The organism is Brevibacillus reuszeri (genome assembly GCF_001187725.1).
Classification (GTDB): domain Bacteria; phylum Bacillota; class Bacilli; order Brevibacillales; family Brevibacillaceae; genus Brevibacillus; species Brevibacillus reuszeri.
Window position 1 is genome coordinate 456,488 of sequence record NZ_LGIQ01000009.1, and the last position, 18,380, is coordinate 474,867.

Here is an 18,380-nt window from a genome sequence, read left to right on the forward strand (position 1 = left end):
TGTAAAGAAGAGGGGAAGTTACCGATGCCAACGGATCACACAGTAGCAGGGAAATCGATTTTACAATGGCAACGAGAATATCCGATATTAGAAGATGTAGTGTCAGTAAAAGAAGTATTTTGGATAAATGACAAGTATAATGCATCAAGCATTGATACTCTTTCCATTGATGAAAATGATGTGAATGATGCTGAGGAAAGATGGCAACGATTTGCACCTTATCTTGCTAAGGTTTTTGTAGAAACCCAAAGCATGAACGGCATCATCGAATCTCCTTTGGTACCTATTCCCCATATGCAGCGCTATCTTGAAAAAAAGTATCAGCAACCACTTCCTGGGAAGCTATGGTTAAAATGTGATAGCCACCTCCCTATTTCGGGATCGATTAAAGCCAGAGGTGGGATATATGAGGTTCTCAAGCATGCAGAGGATCTTTTGTTTAAGCATAAACTGTTAACCGCTCAGGATGATTACTCTATTTTAGATACTAAGAAGTTCAAAGACTTTTTTTCGCAATATTCGATCGCTGTAGGATCTACCGGTAACCTGGGACTGAGTATTGGAGTCATGAGTGCAAAAATTGGTTTTAACGTGACTGTTCATATGTCAGAAGACGCAAAGCAATGGAAAAAGGACTTGCTCAGAGAAAAAGGCGTTACTGTCATTGAGCATCGATCAGACTATAGTAAAGCGGTTGAAGAAGGAAGAAAACAAGCAGAAACAGATCCAGATTGCTACTTTATTGATGACGAAAATTCAAAGGACTTATTTTTAGGGTACGCTGTAGCAGCAATTCGATTAAAAGATCAATTAGATGCAGCTGGCGTTATTGTAGATAAAGACCACCCTTTATTCGTATATCTTCCGTGCGGTGTTGGCGGTGGTCCAGGAGGCGTTGCTTTTGGCTTAAAATTGATATACGGGGAACATGTGCACTGCTTCTTTGCTGAACCAACCCACTCTCCATGCATGCTGCTGGGGTTGTTAACAGAATTACATGATCAAGTATCTGTTCAGGATTTTGGGATAGATAACAAGACTGACGCGGATGGTCTTGCAGTAGGACGGCCTTCTCGATTTGTAGGGAAAGTAATCGAAAGCTTATTGAGTGGAATTTTTACAATTGAAGATGATGAATTATATATTTTACTACATGCTCTTAGTAACTCCGAAAATATTGACCTTGAACCATCTGCATTAGCTGGAATGCTAGGAACCGTCAAACTGCATCATACAAGAGTTGGTCAGGAATATATATCTGCAAATGCATTAGAAGGAAGCTTGGAAAATGGCACACATATTGTTTGGGCAACAGGCGGAAGCTTGGTTCCAAGAGAAATAATGGAAGACTATTATAACAAAGGCTTACATTTATCAACACTGAAAGATTCACTTACGGAATAAGATCGTTGAATCAAAGAAAAAGCGGACAAAGACTGTGAACAACACAGTCTGATCCGCTTTTTCTTGTTCGCCCACCATAACAAGCGGGAACGTAAAGTCCAGGACTACCGGTGTTTTGCTGTCACTATTTTACTCTCAAACCCTTAGTTTGATAGTAGCTCCGTTTTAACTAATTCTATTTGAATGAACATTACCTTATTTTTGTTAGGGATTCTTTGCGACATGCATCAATCATACATTCTGCTTCTACAAAAAAACATCATTTGCTCTACCTTTTTGTTTAAATGTGTTATAAAATTGTATGGCTTCGCCGAAATTTCCTGTAAGATTGCTCATTTTTTAAATCAAAAGACCCAGGCTTTCTCGCTTGGGTCTCTTTCATCCAAAAATTCAAAGCCGCATAAACTGCAGAAAGGTTGTATTCCATTCATGGAGGAGCTATCTCATCTGACTACGAAGGAACAAGCTAAGAAGGAAACGTTTTCTATCTCTTTACTCTCTCTTACACTAGGTTCTTTTTCCATCGGCATGACTGAATTTGTCATCATGGGTCTTCTACCAAATGTAGCAGAGGATTTACAGGTCAGTATCTCATCAGCGGGCCAGCTGATTACCATGTATGCACTCGGGGTAGCCGTCGGTGCGCCTATCATGACAATCCTTACCAACCGAATCCCCCAAAAGAGGCTGCTATGCCTGCTTATGGTTCTCTTTATTCTCGGTAACGGAATCTCTGTTTTTGCTCCCAGCTACTCTATATTGATGGCGGCACGTATGCTAACCGCTTTGACTCATGGGACATTTTTTGGAGTAGGGGCTGTCGTCGCCTCGAGTCTTGTGCCTCCTCACAAACGGGCCAGTGCCGTTTCCATTATGATGGCAGGTCTGACGATTGCTAATATTATTGGTGTTCCACTAGGTACATTTATCGGTCAACACATGGGCTGGCGATCCTCGTTCGGTTCTATTGCCATTATGGGAATCATCGCATTGATTGGCATACTTATTTTCGTACCGCAAACCCGTCAAGAACAAGCGGGCAGCATTATTGGGCAAATCACCGCTCTTGTCAAACCAAAGCTCCTCCTTTACCTCCTTATCGGGGCACTAGGAAACGCAGGTCTATTCACCGTATTTACTTATATTGCGCCACTACTTATAAAAGTTACTGGATTCGCAGAATATCATGTCACATGGATTCTTGTCCTCTTCGGCTGCGGGGTGACCATTGGAAATATCGTAGGCGGGAAACTGGCCGATTGGAAGCTGATGCCTTCCATACTCGGTCTATACTTCACCGTTTGTGTCATCCTCACCCTGTTTACGTTTACCGTTTATAGTCCAATAGCTGCCGTCGTGACCATTTTTCTATGGGGAGCTGCTTCCTTCGCAGTTTTTCCTGGTCTGCAAGTACGTGTGATGAGCCTAGCAGAGTCAGCACCTGCTCTTGCCTCTACCTCCAGCCATTCTGCTGGTAATCTAGGAAATGCAGCTGGCGCTTTCATTGGGGGATGGGTGATTACTCATCTTTCAATCACTTCCCTCCCATGGGTCGGTGCTGTGCTCGTAGGACTGGCTCTGCTTTTAGGGATCGGTTCCTATATGGTTGAACGAAAGCTCGCTTGAAAGAGATAATTCTTATATTTTGAAACAGCCAAGAATTAAAACCAGCTTTTCACAGCTGGTTTTTTTGTTTAGAAATAGTCATTGTATAATTCTTGCTGCTATTTTTCTCTGCAAAGACTCAAAGGTTCGCTCTCTTCCCTCTTCCCTCTTCACGCGGTGAAAAACTTGTTCAGAAGATTCTGCCCGAAAACAGCGAAAGCGAGGTTCCACGTATGGTGGTTCCTCGCTTCCCAGTGGTATGAAAGTTCTCTCTACCTGGTTGCCAGTTCGATGATCATCACAATGAGCATGAGTAACTGGATGAGAATATCCATATTCATTCTCATTTTTGTTCCCTCCTGACAAAGTAGATGCCCTTCCTCCTGGCCTCTCCATCATAGAGAAGAACTTCACGTTTCCCCATTTCCATCGTACTGGTAGACTTTTCAATTTATTCTTGCTGTTTTACAAAAGGAAGCTCTTTTTTTATGAAAGAATGTACCATTTACAGTCAGGTCAGAACAGATTCGAGAACAGCTTTCTCTCCCAGTCAGTCACATAGCGATTGAATTTATCTGACTCTGTCCGCTTGATGTTGATGAACTCTTCCCAAATCGAACGACCGATCGTTTCTGCCAAGATCGTATCCTCAGACAAATGACTGATTGCTTCCGGGAGAGAACGTGGCACCCAACCGATTCCTCTTTCCTTTAACTCGGCATTGCTCATTTTACTCACATCGGTAGTAGCTGGCTCTCCTGGCTCCATTCTGCTCTGGATTCCATGCAGTCCCGCTGCCACCAAGCAGGCAGCCAACAGATACGGATTACAAGTGCCGTCCGCTCCTCGAAACTCGAATCGCCTCGCTCTGCGCTTTTCAGGAATTCGTACAAGTACGGAACGATTGCCTGAGCCGTAGCAAACGTGTGCAGGAGCCCATGTACCCGGCTGCATGCGTTTGTAGGAATTGACGCTCGGAGCCCCGATCGCAATTAAAGATGAAGCATGCTTGAGGAGCCCGCCGATAAAATGGTACGCTTTCTCCGACATGTCGAGTCCCCGCTGATCCGAAGTATCTTCAAAGAGATTTTCTCCTGCTTCGTCATAGAGACTAATATGCACATGCAGGCCACTTCCGGCCAGGTGCTGGAAGGGCTTTGGCATCAACGTGCCGATCATTCCCTTGTCTTTGGCAATTTGTTTAAACAGGTGCATGAACGTCACCTGATTGTCGGTTGCCTGCAACGCTGGTGTGTATTTCAAGTTGATTTCCAATTGTCCTGGTCCGTATTCACTGGAGATTTGCTCGGTTTCTACGCCCATCTGTTCCAACGAGAGAACAAAATCCTGGACAAATTCCTCCTGGATGTCCACCCCAACGGTAGAGAAACAATGGCTATTGTCCGCTGGCTGGATCTTTTCATCCACTTCATTGAGCAGATATGCCTCCTGTTCAAATGCCATGTACATCTTCCCGCCAAGCTGGGACTCTACCTCTGACAAAAGCCGCTTCAGTGCATTTCGCGGACAGCCTACCCATGGATCTCCATTGGCATCGACGAGGTCACACAACATCCGCGCTGTATTTTTCCGATGTGGCAGGATGGCAAATGTCTCGGGATCCGGTATGGCAAAAAAATCTCCATCATTTGCTCCGTACGTCGGATTGGGGATGTACTCGTCAAAGCAGTCAAAGCTCATGATCGCTGTACTGAAATTGACCCCTTTCTCCATCGCACTTGCGAGTTGGGCTGGGCGAACGGTCCTGCCGCGTGTGACTCCGGCATAGTCAAGGAATTCGATCCGGATGAATTCGATTTGCTCTCTCTCTACCATTCCTATCACTTCTTCTTTTGTTAACATGTCTCTATCTCTCCTTTATCAAGCAATGTGAGAACTGTATGGGTAAATAACTTGACGCCAATCGGAATAATCTCCTGATCAAACTGGAATTGCGGATGATGCAAATCGTACACAGGACGATCCGTTTGCTGGATGCCTAATCGGAAATACGTGCTCGGGACCTGTTCGGCAAAAGCTCCAAAATCATCTGCCCCCATAGATGGCTCTAACAGGACGTATACACTAGAATCACCTAACAAATCTCCCGCGCACTGTTTCACGCAGTCAGTCAGCAGCGGGTCGTTGATGACAGGAGGCAAGCCATCGGGGTACATGATTTTTGCTCTCGCTCCGTACGCCTCTGCGATTCCTTCGACGAGAGTGATGAACTGGGATCGCAATCTTTTTCTCGTCTCCCGCGAAACCGTCCGTGTCGTTCCTTCCAAGACGACCCGATCTGCTACGATGTTGTTTGCTGTCCCGCCCTGAATCTTGCCTACGTGGATGACCACAGGGTCCACGGGATTCGTACTCTTAGTAACGAGCAGGGAGAGCGCCTGAAGAATCTGACTACTGATCGCAATGGCATCGACTGCATGGTGAGGTCTTGCGCTGTGGCCGCCCTTCCCTTCGATTTCGATCCGAAAATCGTCACAAGAGGCCGTGATCGCTCCGGTTCTGACCCCTACCGATCCAAACGGCAGATGCGGCCATAAATGCAGGGCGAGCATCCCGTTCACTGGCGGATTCTCCAAAACTCCTTGCTCAATCATCTGCTGCGCCGCCCCGTCTGCTTCTTCGCCCGGTTGGAAGATGCAGCGCACGCGTCCCCTCCATTCGCTTTTCAACTGATACAACTGATAGACAGTACCGAGCAAAATCGTGGTGTGTCCATCGTGTCCGCATGCATGCATGACGCCCGGTTGTTTGGAAGCGAACAGCAGTTCCGTTTTTTCTTCGATGGGGAGGGCGTCTATATCCGCTCGAACTCCGATATGAGGGCCCTCTTCCCCGTTACCTACCAAGTCGACGACGACCCCCGTCTCACCAAAACGGCGATGTGGGATGCCCCATTTTTCCAGCCAAGACACGATATACGAGCTAGTCTGGTATTCCTGAAAGGATAGCTCTGGGTTTTGATGGAGGTAACTTCTGATTTCGGCTAGTTGCTGCATGAGGTCCTCGCCGAGTGACAGCTTTTCATGAATGGAGCTTTTCATGGTTGATCCCTTCCTATCCTAGCTACGATGAGTAACCGTAGATTGACCTTTCTTCTGAAACAGCTTGAACACGATGAATAAAGCCCCCATCCAGATCGCACCGCGCAGCAGCGTCATCGGAGACCCAACGAACGAGCCGTAACAGACAATGCCGATTCCAATAAAGCCCAATATCGGGAAGAGTGGGTACAAGGGTTGTTTCCACGGCAACCGTTCGATCTCATCTGGATGCTTTTTGCGATAGAGAACGGCGGCAATCAAAGCCAATGTCCAGGATACCATCCATGATAGAACCAACTGGTTGGATAGCTCGACATAGAGGAAATCAGGATTCAAGGAACCCAAAATCACAAGAGCGACTGAGCAAGCCCACACAAACAAGATGCCGTACAAAGGTGTTTTCGTTTTTGGATGGAGATACCCGAAAAACGCTGGTAAAAATCCCTCGCGAGCCTGTGCATAAAAGATTCGTGAAGCTGCATATAGTGTCCCCATCAAAATGCAGGTGGCTGCGGCAATCCAGGCGACGGCATTCATGACAAATGCCCCAGCAAAGCCAAATACTTGTCCTGCTGCAACCGTAAACGGCGAGCTGTCCATCGTAATCTGATTCCAGGGAATCAAGCCTTGCAAGACAGCCTGAGCTGCCGTATAGAGAATCAAAAACGTAATTCCGGACCAGATCAGCGCTTTTGGCAAATCTTTAGGGTCCTTACATTCGCCCCCGGCAGTTGCCAGTGTAACTGCTCCCAAGTAAGCGTACGTTCCGAGCGGAATAGCTGACCAAAAACCTTCCGATCCGTGCGGGAGAAAGGGTGTGAAATTCTCTAGATTCATATCTTTTAATCCAATGAGTGAGAAGATAGCAATAACAGCCGTCATGATAATCACGAGCAATAATTGCGTGGTTGCAGCGATTTCTGTCCCCAAGATATTGAGTACAGCAAACACCGTAATAAAGAACACCGCGAAAATGACTGACCAGTACTCTCCTTGCAATTGCGGGAAAAACCACATCGTAATTTTTCCTAGTGCCAAGCCGACGCTACCGCCTGCAATGACCCATCCGAGCGCGAATGTTACCCCGGATAAAAAGCCCCACCAGCGCCCCATCATCCTCTCCACCCAACGGGACATGGCTCCTGCATTGGGCATCCCGACTGCCAGTTCGCCAAGGGCAATCATGAGAAAAAATTGTGACAGACCCGCGATAAAATAGGCGAGGATCGCTCCCGGACCTGCCATCGCGATTCCTTGCCCCATGAGCAGGAAGACGCCGTCCCCGACGACGGCTCCCACCCCCAAGGCCCATATGTGCCAATACCCCAGCTTTCGCTCCGGTGCAAGCTCCAACACTCGTTGTTCCATCATGGCACCCCCAAATTATTTGAAATAGATGCTCTCAAAATTGCGGTACAATACCATTTCTCCGATGTAGCGTGCTGTCTCGGCATCAACGTAGTCCGACTCTACCCATGACTGCAACACTTGTTCAAAGCACTCCTTGAACAAATGCACTCCCAGCCAGTTCATTTCCGGAACGGTAAAAGCATCGGAACCATACATCACCTTGTCAAACGGCGCGAATTCAAACACTTGTGAGAGAATCCGTTTGACTCCGTGACCTACAAATGGATTTTGCAAGGAAATGTCCATGTAGACGTTTGGCAAAATACTGACGATGAATGCGGCCTCCTCCACCCAAGGATAGCCCCCGTGAACGAGATGCACCTTGGTTTCTGCGTATGCCTTTTGACGCAGCAGCGGCAGCAGGAAGCTGGGGCTTGCTTTCGGCAAGACAACATCGCCATCCCCTACACCTGTGTGAATATGCATGACTTTGTTTGCAAAGGTACATTCCTCCATGGCAATATGCAGGCAATAGTCCCGCAAAGCTTTGGCTTCAGCACGTTCATTTGCCTGGAAATCCTCCCATTGCGAGGAAGCGGCCTGCTCATTCTTATCCATCACTTCCAGCCCACTTCGGTAGGCAATAATCGATTTCAAACCGACCACATCTGCACTCTCCAATGCGTTCCGCAAATCTGCTCGATACCTCTCGATGAACTCTCCGAAGCTGGCACATTCCTTGCGAAGGCGCACCATGACGGGTTCGATCCGGTGAATTTCCCAGATTCTCGCGCCACACAGCTCTGTGTACGCCTGCTTTTTCAGCATCGGTGTCGGATACCCGAAATCGGTGATTACACCCGTGATCTTGGCATCCGCAAACAATTCTCTGGTGTACGTCTGAAAGTTTGCCGCTCGCTCATTTCGCACTCTCACGACTTCCGCCAGTGTCGGTTCGCAAGCAAAATAACGAGCCATTCGTCTGATCAGAATTTGCATCCACATGATGGAGCCTGGGTAAGGCTGATGAGGCGAAGAGATTTGTCCCTTGTGCATTTGCATCGGTAGTACGGACAAGGACAGCTTGTGAATAAACTCCTCGGTCGTGTAAGGTTGTTCATTCGCTACATATGGATGAGCATGGACATCGACGGCTTGTACATCTCGCAAAGATATTTCTGACATAATGACCTCCTGTAACATGTGATGCCATGTCTTTCAGCAACATTCGTGCCAACAGATATAAAATGAGATAACGCACGAATATTCACTCTTTTGTTTCGGTGCACTCGTTATAAAACGAAAAATAATTACCAATCGCCCAAAATTTTTCGAAATATTTTTTTCTTTCCCAATTTAAACTCTTTATGTGATTTTTACCTTTCAAAAAACCAGACGTTTCTGCTATAGTTTACAAAATGAAACTCTCCAACCTACTCTCTTGATGAATAACGCTCATTTTTTTTCACTGTAATTTTTCTGTTTATAGAGGTGATAAATACACGTGAATGTTTACTCGAGTCTCCCTTTGCACGATGTGTGGAACGTAAGCTTTGACGGCATGGTGATTACCGATGACAAAGGAGACATCCTTTCGTTGAACCGATCAGCCACCCGTCTGTTTTCCAGTAGTCCCAGTAGTTTGATTGGGATCTCCATCTTTGAACTGATCCCATCCGAAGAATTTCGCAAATGCATTCAAATAAGAAAAAACATGACCGGGATTACCATTTCGTTCGGCACTCAGCAGTTGATTGTGAATCTCTCCTGTCTGGGTATCCCGCCAAATTCGGTACTGTTTCTATTCATTTTCAAAAACATTACGCAAACGCAGCAATTGCAGCACCAGTTGCAGCAAATGAATGAAACCAAAGCCATGTATGACTCCATCCTGGATCAATTGGAAGAAGGTGTCTGCAGCATCGATCCGCAAGGAAAAATCATTTTCTACAATCGGAAAATGGGTGAATTGGATACGCTCGAGCCCGAAGCGGTCAGGGAAAAAAGGCTGGAAGATATCTGGCCCTTGGACGAAGAAACCAGCACTTTATTAACAAGCTTGCGAACTGGCAGGGTGCTTAATCATCGGGAGACTCATTTTGCGAACAATGGAAAAGCGGTGACGACACTTTCTCGTACCATGGCATTGTATTTAGGAAACAAAAAGGTAGGAGCCGTCGAAATCTCCAAGGATATTACGGAGCAAAAGCAATTGACCGATACCATTTACCAATTGCAAAAACAGACTTCTGGGGCAACCGTTCCCCTACTTCCCACCGTAGAAAAAAGCAATACCCGTTACCAGTTTGAGACGATCATCTATTCCAGCAAGGAAATGGGATATATGATCGAGCAAGCACGTAGATCTGCTCGTTCTCGTTCGAATATTCTGATTGTGGGAGAAACCGGGACAGGCAAGGAGCTTATCGCCCAAAGCATCCATAATGAAAGTCCACGCAAACACAAACCCTTCATCGCCCAAAATTGTGCCGCTCTGCCGGAAGCACTGCTTGAAGGGTTGCTATTCGGGACGAGCGTCGGGAGTTTTACCGGTGCCATCGATCGGGCAGGCCTCTTTGAACAGGCGCATGGGGGAACGTTGCTCTTGGATGAAATCAATTCCATGAATCCAAACCTGCAAGCAAAGCTCCTCCGTGTGCTCCAGGAGAGAAAAATCCAACGACTGGGATCGTCAAAGTTACTCGATATCGACGTTCGGGTAGTTGCTACCATGAATGAAGATCCGCATGAGGCCATAGCAAACGAAAGGCTACGAGAAGACTTGTACTACCGTTTGGGTGTCGTTACTATTTTCATTCCCCCCTTGCGAATGCGACGAGAAGATATTCCCGTTCTCATCGAATTTTTCATCCAAAAGCACTCGAATGGATTAGGAGTTGACGTGGTGGGTTTGGACGATGACGTTTTCCAATTTTTCCTGAATTACAGCTGGCCGGGCAATGTCCGTCAGCTGGAACATACCATTGAGGGTTCACTGAATCTGGTTTATGACGAAACGATGATCTCGTACGATCACCTCCCCCCTGACTTCAAACAAAAAATGAACCAACTGGCAGAACCCTCTCTGCCAGCCCAGCCCTCAGTCCATGATTACCGGGGGAATCTGCCCGAACAGATCGAACGCCTGGAACGGGTCATGATCGAGCAAGCCCTGCGTGACTCCAGGGGAAACGTCACCAAAGCGAGTGAGCAGCTAGGGATTCCCCGCCAAAACCTGAATTACAAGCTGAAAAAATACGATTTGAAAAATGTTAGGGGGATGCTCCGGTGAATCAGGATACACTGCTTTCTGTCGAAGACAAAGTCATATCCAACGCGTTGAAAATCCGCTTTTACCCGATATCGGTAGCCTCCGCTTTCGGGACCAGACTGATGGACGCGGCAGGTGTGTCCTATCTGGATTTGAGCGCTGGCTGGGCAGTTGCTGGAATCGGGTACGGTAATCCGCGCATCGCGCATCAATTGAAACAACAGTATGAGTCCCTATCATTTACGTCACAGCTCACCATTCCGGAGAAAAACATGGTCGGCTTGGCACAAAAGCTCATCGAGATAATGCCGGGTTCGTTTGAGAAAAAGGTCTGGTTTGGCCATTCAGGTTCGGACGCGAATGACTGTGTATTCAAGCTGTTGCCTCTGGCCCGCAATCGATCCCGAATGGTTTCCTTTATGGGTTCCTACCACGGACAAACGATGGGTTCTCTTTCCTTGTCTGGCCATCCCGCCCAAGCCAAATTTATCGGCAGCGGCAATGTCCTAAAGGTGCCGTATCCGAATCCGTATCGACCTCCATTTGGAGAGACAACCGCGCTCACCTCACAAGTCATTCAATACATCGAAAATGAAGTTTTTCGGACAGTCTGTCCTCCCGAAGATACCGCCGGATTAATTGTCGAAGGAATCCAAAGTGACGGTGGCCTTGTCGTACCTCCTGATGATTTTTTGCCGGAATTGCAAAAACTGTGTCAGCGTTACCAAATATCCCTGATTTTCGATGAAGTGAAAGTAGGAATGGGCAGAACGGGGAAGTGGTTCTCCTTTGACCACTTCGATCTGACTCCTGATGCTGTCGTATTGGGCAAATCACTTGGAGCAGGCTTGCCAATCAGCGCGGTCGTTGCAAGAAAAGAACTGCTGGATACGGGGAGTGGCGTCCATATGTTCACCGCCAGTGGCAATCCAATATGCAGCATGGCTGCATGGGAGAATATCGCCATTCTGGAAGAAGAGAGGCTCATCGAGAATGCTGCAGAAAACGGAGCCTACTTTTTGCAAATGCTGGGGGAACTGCAGCAAAAATACGAGTGGATTGGCGACGTTCGAGGACGCGGATTGGCGATCGGGGTCGAGCTTGTGGAGAATCGGTCCACCAAAGCTCCTGCAGCTGAAAAAACAGCAGCTGTTTGTTACCGCTGCTTTGAATTGGGCTTGATCGTTTTTTATGTAGGCATTCATAGCAATGTCATCGAGATTACCCCACCCTTGACCATTTCCAAACAAGAAATTGACTTAGCGGTCTCGATTCTGGATCAAGCTTTCAAGGATCTCGAAAGCAACAGCATTGATATGGAAAAGGTCAAACAATATGCGGGATGGTAATCGGTAACGTATGGTTACACAATAAACCGGCGCTCCTGGTGAACGCCGGTAATTTCACTTCTATCTTATTCCTATTCCTTCAACCTGCCTAGATTATAACCATTTTTCCTGAATTTCCTGAATAAAAGCTACAATCAATTCAACAGCTTGTTCCAGATCGTCCATATGTACGATACCTGTCGCCGAATGAATATAGCGAGAAGGTAGAGAGATGCAACCGGTTAGTGCTCCTCTCCCTGTCAGACTGATCGCCCATGCATCCGTTCCACCATTGAGCACGACTTCACGTTGATAGGAAATCTCATGCTTCTCTGCTGTCTGTATCAGTCTACGTGTCAGTTTCTTCGGGACGTTATTGCCGTGGCCATTGCTGGGGGTCCAGTCGTACATTTTGATGGCCGGACCTCTCCCTAGCTCTATCGGCGTGATTCTTTCATCCATCCCGGGAGTTCCACCAGCAAAAATAACATCTATCGCTAGACCGATATCGGGCTGAATCGCAAATGCTGCAGGTCCAGCTCCACGCAGTCCGACTTCCTCCTGAACCGAGGCTACCCCATACACAGTAGGTGCGATAGTCATTTGGGACAGCCTTTTCATCACTTCGATCAGGACAGCACAACCGGATCGGTTATCGACTGCTTTGCCACTGAACACCTTTGTCCCGTTCAGGAACTGTCCTGCGCGGTCAAACGTAATGTAGTCGCCTATCTGCACACCGAGTGCGAGTGTTTCGTTGCGGCTGGACGTTCCCAGATCCAGATGCAAATTTTCAAGAGAAATTGCCATTTTTGCTTCTTCTGGGGTAACGACATGTGCTGGTTTACCGCCTGTTATTCCTTTGACCTGCCCTGTCTGGGTCTGAATCGTCAATACCTGATTCATTACCATTCGGCTATCGTGATAACCCACTGGCAGAAAATAGACAAAGCCTTTTTGATCGATATGGCTAACCACAAAACCGATTTCGTCCATGTGAGCGGAGAGCATCAGCTTGAAATCGGGGCTCGTACCCTTTTTCACAAAATAGTGGTTACCGAGCGGATCTGCAAAATGCTCGTCAACATCAGGCCCGATTTGCTCCTTCATATAGGCTGCCACGCGCTCTTCATCTCCAGAAACGCCGTGAATCCGGTCCAAATCACGAAGGTATTGTGCAAGTGAACTCATGATTCAAACACCCTCTCTTATTTATGCGTACAAATGACAAGCGACAAAGTGACCCGGGGTCACTTCTCTCAACACCGGGGCCTCTTCCCTGCATGGTGCAAAACATTCTGGGCAGCGCGAAGCAAACCGACAGCCTTTAGGGGGATCGATTGGACTGGGAATGTCACCCTCCAGTAAGAGCTCCTTTTTTTTAATCGCAGGATCGGGGACTGGAATCGCTGCCATGAGGGCTTGCGTGTACGGATGAAGTGTATTTTGAAACAGCTGTTCCACGCTTCCCATCTCGACAATCTGCCCGAGATACATGACGCCAACACGGTCACTGATATGTTCGACCACGCTGAGATCATGGGCGACAAACAGCATGGTCAGCCCCAGTTCTTCGCGCAATCGGGACAGCAAATTAAGAATCTGTGCCTGTACCGATACATCTAAAGCCGAAACCGGTTCATCGGCAAAAATAAATCGCGGCTCTACCGAAAGCGCTCTGGCGATACCTATTCGTTGTAGCTGTCCCCCGCTGAATTCGTGGGGATAACGCTCGATCACATCCGCCGACAAACCGACCAGGTCCATAAGTTCTTCGATTCGCCCCATAGCTTCTTTGCCTTTTGCAATCTGGTGAACAGACAATACCTCTTCCAGTGACTGGCGAATGGTCATACGGGGATTTAGGGAGGAGTACGGGTTCTGAAACACCATTTGCATATCACGTCTGAGTGCCAGCAGTTCTTTTGGCGAGCAGCCCGTCACCTCCTTGCCATCGTATATGACACTGCCCTCAGTCGGGTCAGTGACTCGCAAAATACAGCGGCCCGTTGTTGATTTCCCGCACCCACTCTCTCCCACGAGCCCAAAAACTTCCCCTCGTAAAATATGGAAGGATACATCGTCCACAGCCTTCAGAAGCTGCTGATGCTTTCCGAAAAAATTGGTTTTTCCGGCGGGATAATACTTCTTCAGTTGCTTAACCGTGAGTAGTTCTTCCATCCTGGATCGCCCTTTCGTTTCACTAGCTCATCTGCGTGATGGCAAGCGACAGCATGAGCAGGTCGCAATCGTTCGAGAACTGGCTTCTGCTGCTCGCAGCGTGTGCTCTTGTAAGGACAGCGCTTGGCAAATGAGCAGCCGATCATTTCCTCCGTTAATTTTGGCGGTGCTCCCTGGATCGGCTGCAGACTGCCCTTTCGTTGTCCCAATCTTGGAATCGATTCAATCAGGCCCCATGTATATGGGTGAAGCGGTTCCTCAAATAAAGTAGCGACATCAGCACTCTCCACAATCTCACCAGCGTACATCACCGACACGCGGTCACATACTTGTGCAACGACTCCGAGATCATGCGTGATCAACAGAATCGACATGTTGTACTGCGTCTGCAATTGCTTCATCAGGCGCAATATCTGTGCTTGAATCGTCACATCAAGTGCAGTCGTCGGTTCATCAGCGATGAGCAGCTTGGGCTTGCAAGCAAGTGCAATGGCGATCATCAGTCTTTGCAGCATGCCGCCACTAAACTCATGCGGATACTGTCCGTAGCGTTTTTCAGCAGATGGAATGGACATATCCTGCATGATTCGAATCGTCTCTGCCCTCGCCTGTTGCTTGCTGTAGTTTTTGTGATAGCGAAGCACCTCTGCAATCTGTTCTCCAACCTTGATCAGGGGGTTCAGAGAGGTCATCGGATCCTGGAAAATCATCGATATCATGTTTCCACGGATATTGCGCATCTGTTTTTCCGTTTTTTTAACGAGATCGTCACCTTCCAGCAGGATTTCGCCGGATGTAATTTGTCCGCCCTGGTTTTCGACGATACGCATGATCGAGCGAGCCGTCACACTTTTTCCACTTCCGCTCTCTCCAACGATGCCGATGGTTTCCCCAGGTTTGATTGAAAGATTCACTTGCCGCACTGCAAAGGCGATTTTTTCCTCGGTCTTGAATTGCGTCGATAAATTAGTCACTTCCAAAAGTTGGTCCAAGACTGTTCCTCCGTTTCTTCCAGTTTGTCGGAATCGTAAGCAATACGGCTACTGACACAGACACCAATACATCAACCAGAACACCGATGGTTACTCCACTTGTTAGCGAATAAAAGCAGCCTGTTGTCAGTCCAGCGATGATGACTATCGCTGCACCTCCCCGTCCCAGCTTGCTTATGAGGAGAACGACTGGCGCCACTGCTGCCCAAATCAGTGCAAAATTGAGCATCGTGTCAAGGATGGTCAGCTTGGGGAACAAAAGAGAAATCGCTCCCGCAACCAAAATGATGGCTCCCCGCATCCAAACTGCACTCTTCTGTTCCCCGAGCGTGGCTTGTGGTACAGCGGTGATGAGAATAATGATTAAGGTCACAATCAACAAAACGATACCGATCTGACCGGCGAAGTAGCCGACGACCATTACGCTCACCTGATCTGGAAACGAAGGCCAAATTGCTTCTGCTTTGGACACGAACGAAAGGGTGCCCATAGATATTGGGAGACATGCCCAGATCAGCGGTGCAAGACAAAAGCATAGGCCGCGCTTTGACACCTTGATCTGGTGAAAAGTTATTCTCAGACGCGGATGGATCAGACTGCCAGTCATGAAACGAACCAGCAAAGCGCCCGCCAAGCTCCAGCTTGATGAAATATCCAGCCGAAGCATATCGGTAGCGAGGAATTTCACACCCGAATAAACCGTCGGCACACTGACTTTCAGATAGACGAGTGTCGGAAGCAGCATCGTTGCAGACATCGCCAGAAGTACGATGACAAATGACGCCTGATTTGGTTTTCCAAATTGCACCGCCAGCATCAGAAGCAAAAACGATGTCACAAAAGCTATTGACAAATGGTCATTGATACTATAAATGAGGTTAAGAATCATCTTGCCCGCCAGTACCGAGATGAGGATATCTTCGAGCACCCAAAGCAGTGGCAAATAGCGCAAAGGCTGACGCTGGTATATTATTTTTCGGTTAACCATGAAAATGAACAGCAAGCCAAGAATTCCTGCGACACTGTAACCCAACATCCCGATTATTCCGTATTGATAGGACGCTTGTGCTGAGGCTAGAAAACAGGGAATTCCAATCCAGAGTCCTAGCAGCTTGACGATTCCTTTTCCTACACCGAGCTTTTCTTCATCGCTGGCGACCTGATTTCGCTGTGTCCAATACATCGCGAGCAGACAGGCAAGCAAAGAGATGATAGTAAACAAGTGGATATTATACACGTTCATAGCTGTCACTCACCCGATGTCAACCGGTACTCACGCGGTGACTGTCCCTGGAGCTTGCGAAAGGTAACAGCAAAATAGTTTGGACTGCTGAACCCGACACAGTGCGAAATGTACTCAATCGAGAGAGCTGGATTGTCTAGGAGCTCCTTGGCCTTTTCGATGCGAAGCTTCGTTAAAAGATCGACGAACGTTATGCCCAGACGCTTTTTTAAAATCCGACTTAAATGGGAAGGACTGATATGCACCTCTGAGGCCAGATCATTGATTGTAAGTAAGAGTTCATAATGCTTTGACAGAAAGCTAAGGCACTGCCCGATGATCGCCTCTTCTTTGTTTTGCGAAACCTTGATTGCGGAAAAAAAGGACTTGCGCAAGGCATCCAAAGAATCGACCCGCTCTCCCACACCATATGTCCACTGTAATTCAGGATACGTTTTTTCCCATCGCAGCTTGCGATAGGCCAAAAGCTCACAAAATTTCTGCACTTCGCGGTCGTTATCGACATGGGACAAATATACCCAGAATCCTTCGATTGGCTGCGGGGCCACCACCGTGTCTGGGAGGGCGATGGGAAACTGCTGAACGATCCTCTCCTTTTTATCCATTCCGCGGTTTTGTTCAGCCTCTGTTTTTACTACGAGAACCAGATTGGGCGTAAAGGAAAATTCAGCCTTCCAGGCCGATTCCGGGACCTTTACTCTCAACGGATTGACCCCCAGCCATTGCTCTATCGCTGTTTGCAGCAACAACGGTCTCACATTTCGTTTCGCTGCCAACTCCTGGGTCATTTTTTCATATAAATGGATCAATTCGTTGGGAACGACTGGCTTCAGAATATAGCCACAAACCCCGATCTCCATTGCTGTTTTTGCATAGTGGAATTCTCCATGAGCAGAGATCAGAGCAACCTGAACATCTGGCCAACCTCGCTTGATCCGCTCCAGTGTCTCAAGTCCGTTCCATCCAGGCATTTGGATATCCAGGAAAACAATGTCTGCCTCCTGCTGTTCCATTAGGGATAGGGCTTGCATTCCGTTTGCTGCCGAACGGACGATGGCATTCCGATCATACGAAGAGAGTATGCTATTCAGATTCAACAGTTCCAGTGGCTCGTCGTCTACGATCAGTACCTTCATGCTTCCACCCCCCGATATTCGATCTTGATTTGACTGACTGTCCCGGCCATAAGCCGAGTAATCGACAGTCCGCTTTCCTTGCCGAAATGATGTACGAGACGCGAATGGACATTTTTCAATCCGATTCGCAGCTTGCCTTCCCCACTATGGTAAGTGACTTTCCAGTGCTCAAACTCCTCGAGTACCCGTTCGCTTATCCCCGCTCCATTGTCCGCTACTGCAATTTGCAGAACCCCTTGCCCATAAGTTGCCGTGAGAGCGATTGTTCCACCCGTAATCTGGGGCTCAACCCCATGAATACAGGCATTCTCTACAAGTGGCTGAATCGTCAGGAGGGGAATCGGTAGTTCCAGCACATCGTCGTTTGCACGAATATGCCAGGTCAAACGAGTACCAAAGCGAAGCTCTTGCAATGTTAAATAATGCTTGACATATTCCAGCTCTTCCCGTACGGTCACGAGCGGCCCAGCTTCCTTCAAGTGATAGCGCATTAGCGAGGCTATCGCATAGGTTGCCTGTTCTGCCTCCCGTTTTTTGTCAATACGGATAAGTGTGGAGATGATGTTCAGGGCGTTGAACAAGAAGTGCGGTCTGATTTGTGAAGACAACTGCAAAAATTTAGACTCTTTCAAAAGCACTTCCAGCTCCGCCCTTTTTTTCTCGACTTCCAAGTAATCAATTTCCTTTTCGGTGATCAAGATCACCACAATCGTAGTGAGACCGATAATCCCACCTACGATCCCGAGTACGATCACTAACGTAAACAAATTGAGTGAAAGCAGCATAGCCCCTCCCCGAATTTCTTTTG

Annotated in this window: 14 protein-coding genes; 4 read left to right on the forward strand and 10 right to left on the reverse strand. The window is 47.7% G+C overall.

From position 1 onward, the window contains the following. The first annotated feature begins 24 nt into the window (after positions 1–24). Positions 25–1,404 carry a D-serine ammonia-lyase gene (locus tag ADS79_RS16720; protein ID WP_049739555.1) on the forward strand — a complete coding sequence of 460 codons (1,380 nt, stop codon included), beginning with the start codon at positions 25–27 and terminating at the stop codon, positions 1,402–1,404. A gap of 429 nt (positions 1,405–1,833) precedes the next feature. Next, positions 1,834–3,030 (forward strand): MFS transporter, encoded by a 1,197-nt coding sequence (locus ADS79_RS16725; RefSeq protein ID WP_049741025.1) that lies wholly within the window; start codon positions 1,834–1,836, stop codon positions 3,028–3,030. Between the two features lie 495 nt (positions 3,031–3,525). Here the strand turns inward: ADS79_RS16725 and ADS79_RS16730 are convergent, their stop codons facing one another. Genes ADS79_RS16730 through ADS79_RS16745 form a run of 4 tightly spaced genes read right to left on the reverse strand, consistent with a single transcriptional unit; the run spans position 3,526 to position 8,606 of the window. Then, the gene (locus ADS79_RS16730; RefSeq protein WP_049739556.1) at positions 3,526–4,872 is read right to left on the reverse strand and encodes a glutamine synthetase family protein; all 1,347 of its coding nucleotides are present in this window, start codon (positions 4,870–4,872) and stop codon (positions 3,526–3,528) included. Then, positions 4,866–6,071 carry a M20 metallopeptidase family protein gene (locus ADS79_RS16735; RefSeq protein ID WP_049739557.1) on the reverse strand — a complete coding sequence of 402 codons (1,206 nt, stop codon included), beginning with the start codon at positions 6,069–6,071 and terminating at the stop codon, positions 4,866–4,868. Before ADS79_RS16735 ends, ADS79_RS16730 begins: the two co-directional genes overlap by 7 nt. 18 nt (positions 6,072–6,089) lie before the next feature. After that, complete coding sequence (locus tag ADS79_RS16740) at positions 6,090–7,439, reverse strand: APC family permease (RefSeq protein WP_236700008.1); 1,350 nt, start codon at positions 7,437–7,439, stop codon at positions 6,090–6,092. 15 nt (positions 7,440–7,454) lie between these two features. Beyond that, positions 7,455–8,606, reverse strand: coding sequence for an amidohydrolase family protein (locus ADS79_RS16745; protein WP_049739559.1), 1,152 nt, complete (start codon positions 8,604–8,606; stop codon positions 7,455–7,457). 319 nt (positions 8,607–8,925) lie between these two features. Between ADS79_RS16745 and ADS79_RS16750 the strand changes: the two genes are divergently transcribed. Together ADS79_RS16750 and ADS79_RS16755 are read left to right on the forward strand one after the other, a co-directional pair. Continuing rightward, positions 8,926–10,713, forward strand: coding sequence for a sigma 54-interacting transcriptional regulator (locus ADS79_RS16750; RefSeq protein WP_236700009.1), 1,788 nt, complete (start codon positions 8,926–8,928; stop codon positions 10,711–10,713). Then, the gene (locus tag ADS79_RS16755) at positions 10,710–12,041 is read left to right on the forward strand and encodes an aspartate aminotransferase family protein (protein WP_049739560.1); all 1,332 of its coding nucleotides are present in this window, start codon (positions 10,710–10,712) and stop codon (positions 12,039–12,041) included. Before ADS79_RS16750 ends, ADS79_RS16755 begins: the two co-directional genes overlap by 4 nt. A 93-nt stretch (positions 12,042–12,134) precedes the next feature. Here the strand turns inward: ADS79_RS16755 and ADS79_RS16760 are convergent, their stop codons facing one another. The 6 genes from ADS79_RS16760 to ADS79_RS16785 are packed head-to-tail and all read right to left on the reverse strand — an operon-like array spanning position 12,135 to position 18,357. Then, on the reverse strand, positions 12,135–13,211 hold the full coding sequence (locus ADS79_RS16760; protein WP_049739561.1) for a M42 family metallopeptidase: 1,077 nt from the start codon (positions 13,209–13,211) through the stop codon (positions 12,135–12,137). 21 nt (positions 13,212–13,232) lie between these two features. Continuing rightward, entirely contained in the window at positions 13,233–14,201 is a 969-nt protein-coding gene (locus tag ADS79_RS16765) for an ABC transporter ATP-binding protein (RefSeq protein ID WP_049739562.1), read from the reverse strand. Beyond that, on the reverse strand, positions 14,171–15,193 hold the full coding sequence (locus ADS79_RS16770) for an ABC transporter ATP-binding protein (protein ID WP_049739563.1): 1,023 nt from the start codon (positions 15,191–15,193) through the stop codon (positions 14,171–14,173). The genes ADS79_RS16765 and ADS79_RS16770 overlap by 31 nt, the downstream gene beginning before the upstream one ends. Continuing rightward, positions 15,168–16,436: a hypothetical protein gene (locus tag ADS79_RS16775; RefSeq protein ID WP_049739564.1), complete on the reverse strand. Its 1,269-nt coding sequence runs from the start codon at positions 16,434–16,436 to the stop codon at positions 15,168–15,170. The genes ADS79_RS16770 and ADS79_RS16775 overlap by 26 nt, the downstream gene beginning before the upstream one ends. Positions 16,437–16,441: 5 nt before the next feature. Continuing rightward, a complete protein-coding gene (locus ADS79_RS16780) occupies positions 16,442–17,572 on the reverse strand; it encodes a response regulator transcription factor (protein ID WP_049739565.1) in 1,131 nt (376 codons plus the stop codon). Next, the gene (locus tag ADS79_RS16785) at positions 17,569–18,357 is read right to left on the reverse strand and encodes a sensor histidine kinase (RefSeq protein ID WP_049739566.1); all 789 of its coding nucleotides are present in this window, start codon (positions 18,355–18,357) and stop codon (positions 17,569–17,571) included. Before ADS79_RS16785 ends, ADS79_RS16780 begins: the two co-directional genes overlap by 4 nt. Between the last annotated feature and the right edge of the window lie 23 nt (positions 18,358–18,380).

Coding starts and splice junctions, on each gene's coding strand:
- ADS79_RS16720 (WP_049739555.1), top strand. CDS start 25: ATGCCAACGGATCACACAGTAGCAGGGAAATCGATTTTACAATGGCAA.
- ADS79_RS16725 (WP_049741025.1), top strand. CDS start 1,834: ATGGAGGAGCTATCTCATCTGACTACGAAGGAACAAGCTAAGAAGGAA.
- ADS79_RS16730 (WP_049739556.1), bottom strand. CDS start 4,872: ATGTTAACAAAAGAAGAAGTGATAGGAATGGTAGAGAGAGAGCAAATC.
- ADS79_RS16735 (WP_049739557.1), bottom strand. CDS start 6,071: ATGAAAAGCTCCATTCATGAAAAGCTGTCACTCGGCGAGGACCTCATG.
- ADS79_RS16740 (WP_236700008.1), bottom strand. CDS start 7,439: ATGGAACAACGAGTGTTGGAGCTTGCACCGGAGCGAAAGCTGGGGTAT.
- ADS79_RS16745 (WP_049739559.1), bottom strand. CDS start 8,606: ATGTCAGAAATATCTTTGCGAGATGTACAAGCCGTCGATGTCCATGCT.
- ADS79_RS16760 (WP_049739561.1), bottom strand. CDS start 13,211: ATGAGTTCACTTGCACAATACCTTCGTGATTTGGACCGGATTCACGGC.
- ADS79_RS16765 (WP_049739562.1), bottom strand. CDS start 14,201: ATGGAAGAACTACTCACGGTTAAGCAACTGAAGAAGTATTATCCCGCC.
- ADS79_RS16775 (WP_049739564.1), bottom strand. CDS start 16,436: ATGAACGTGTATAATATCCACTTGTTTACTATCATCTCTTTGCTTGCC.
- ADS79_RS16780 (WP_049739565.1), bottom strand. CDS start 17,572: ATGAAGGTACTGATCGTAGACGACGAGCCACTGGAACTGTTGAATCTG.
- ADS79_RS16785 (WP_049739566.1), bottom strand. CDS start 18,357: ATGCTGCTTTCACTCAATTTGTTTACGTTAGTGATCGTACTCGGGATC.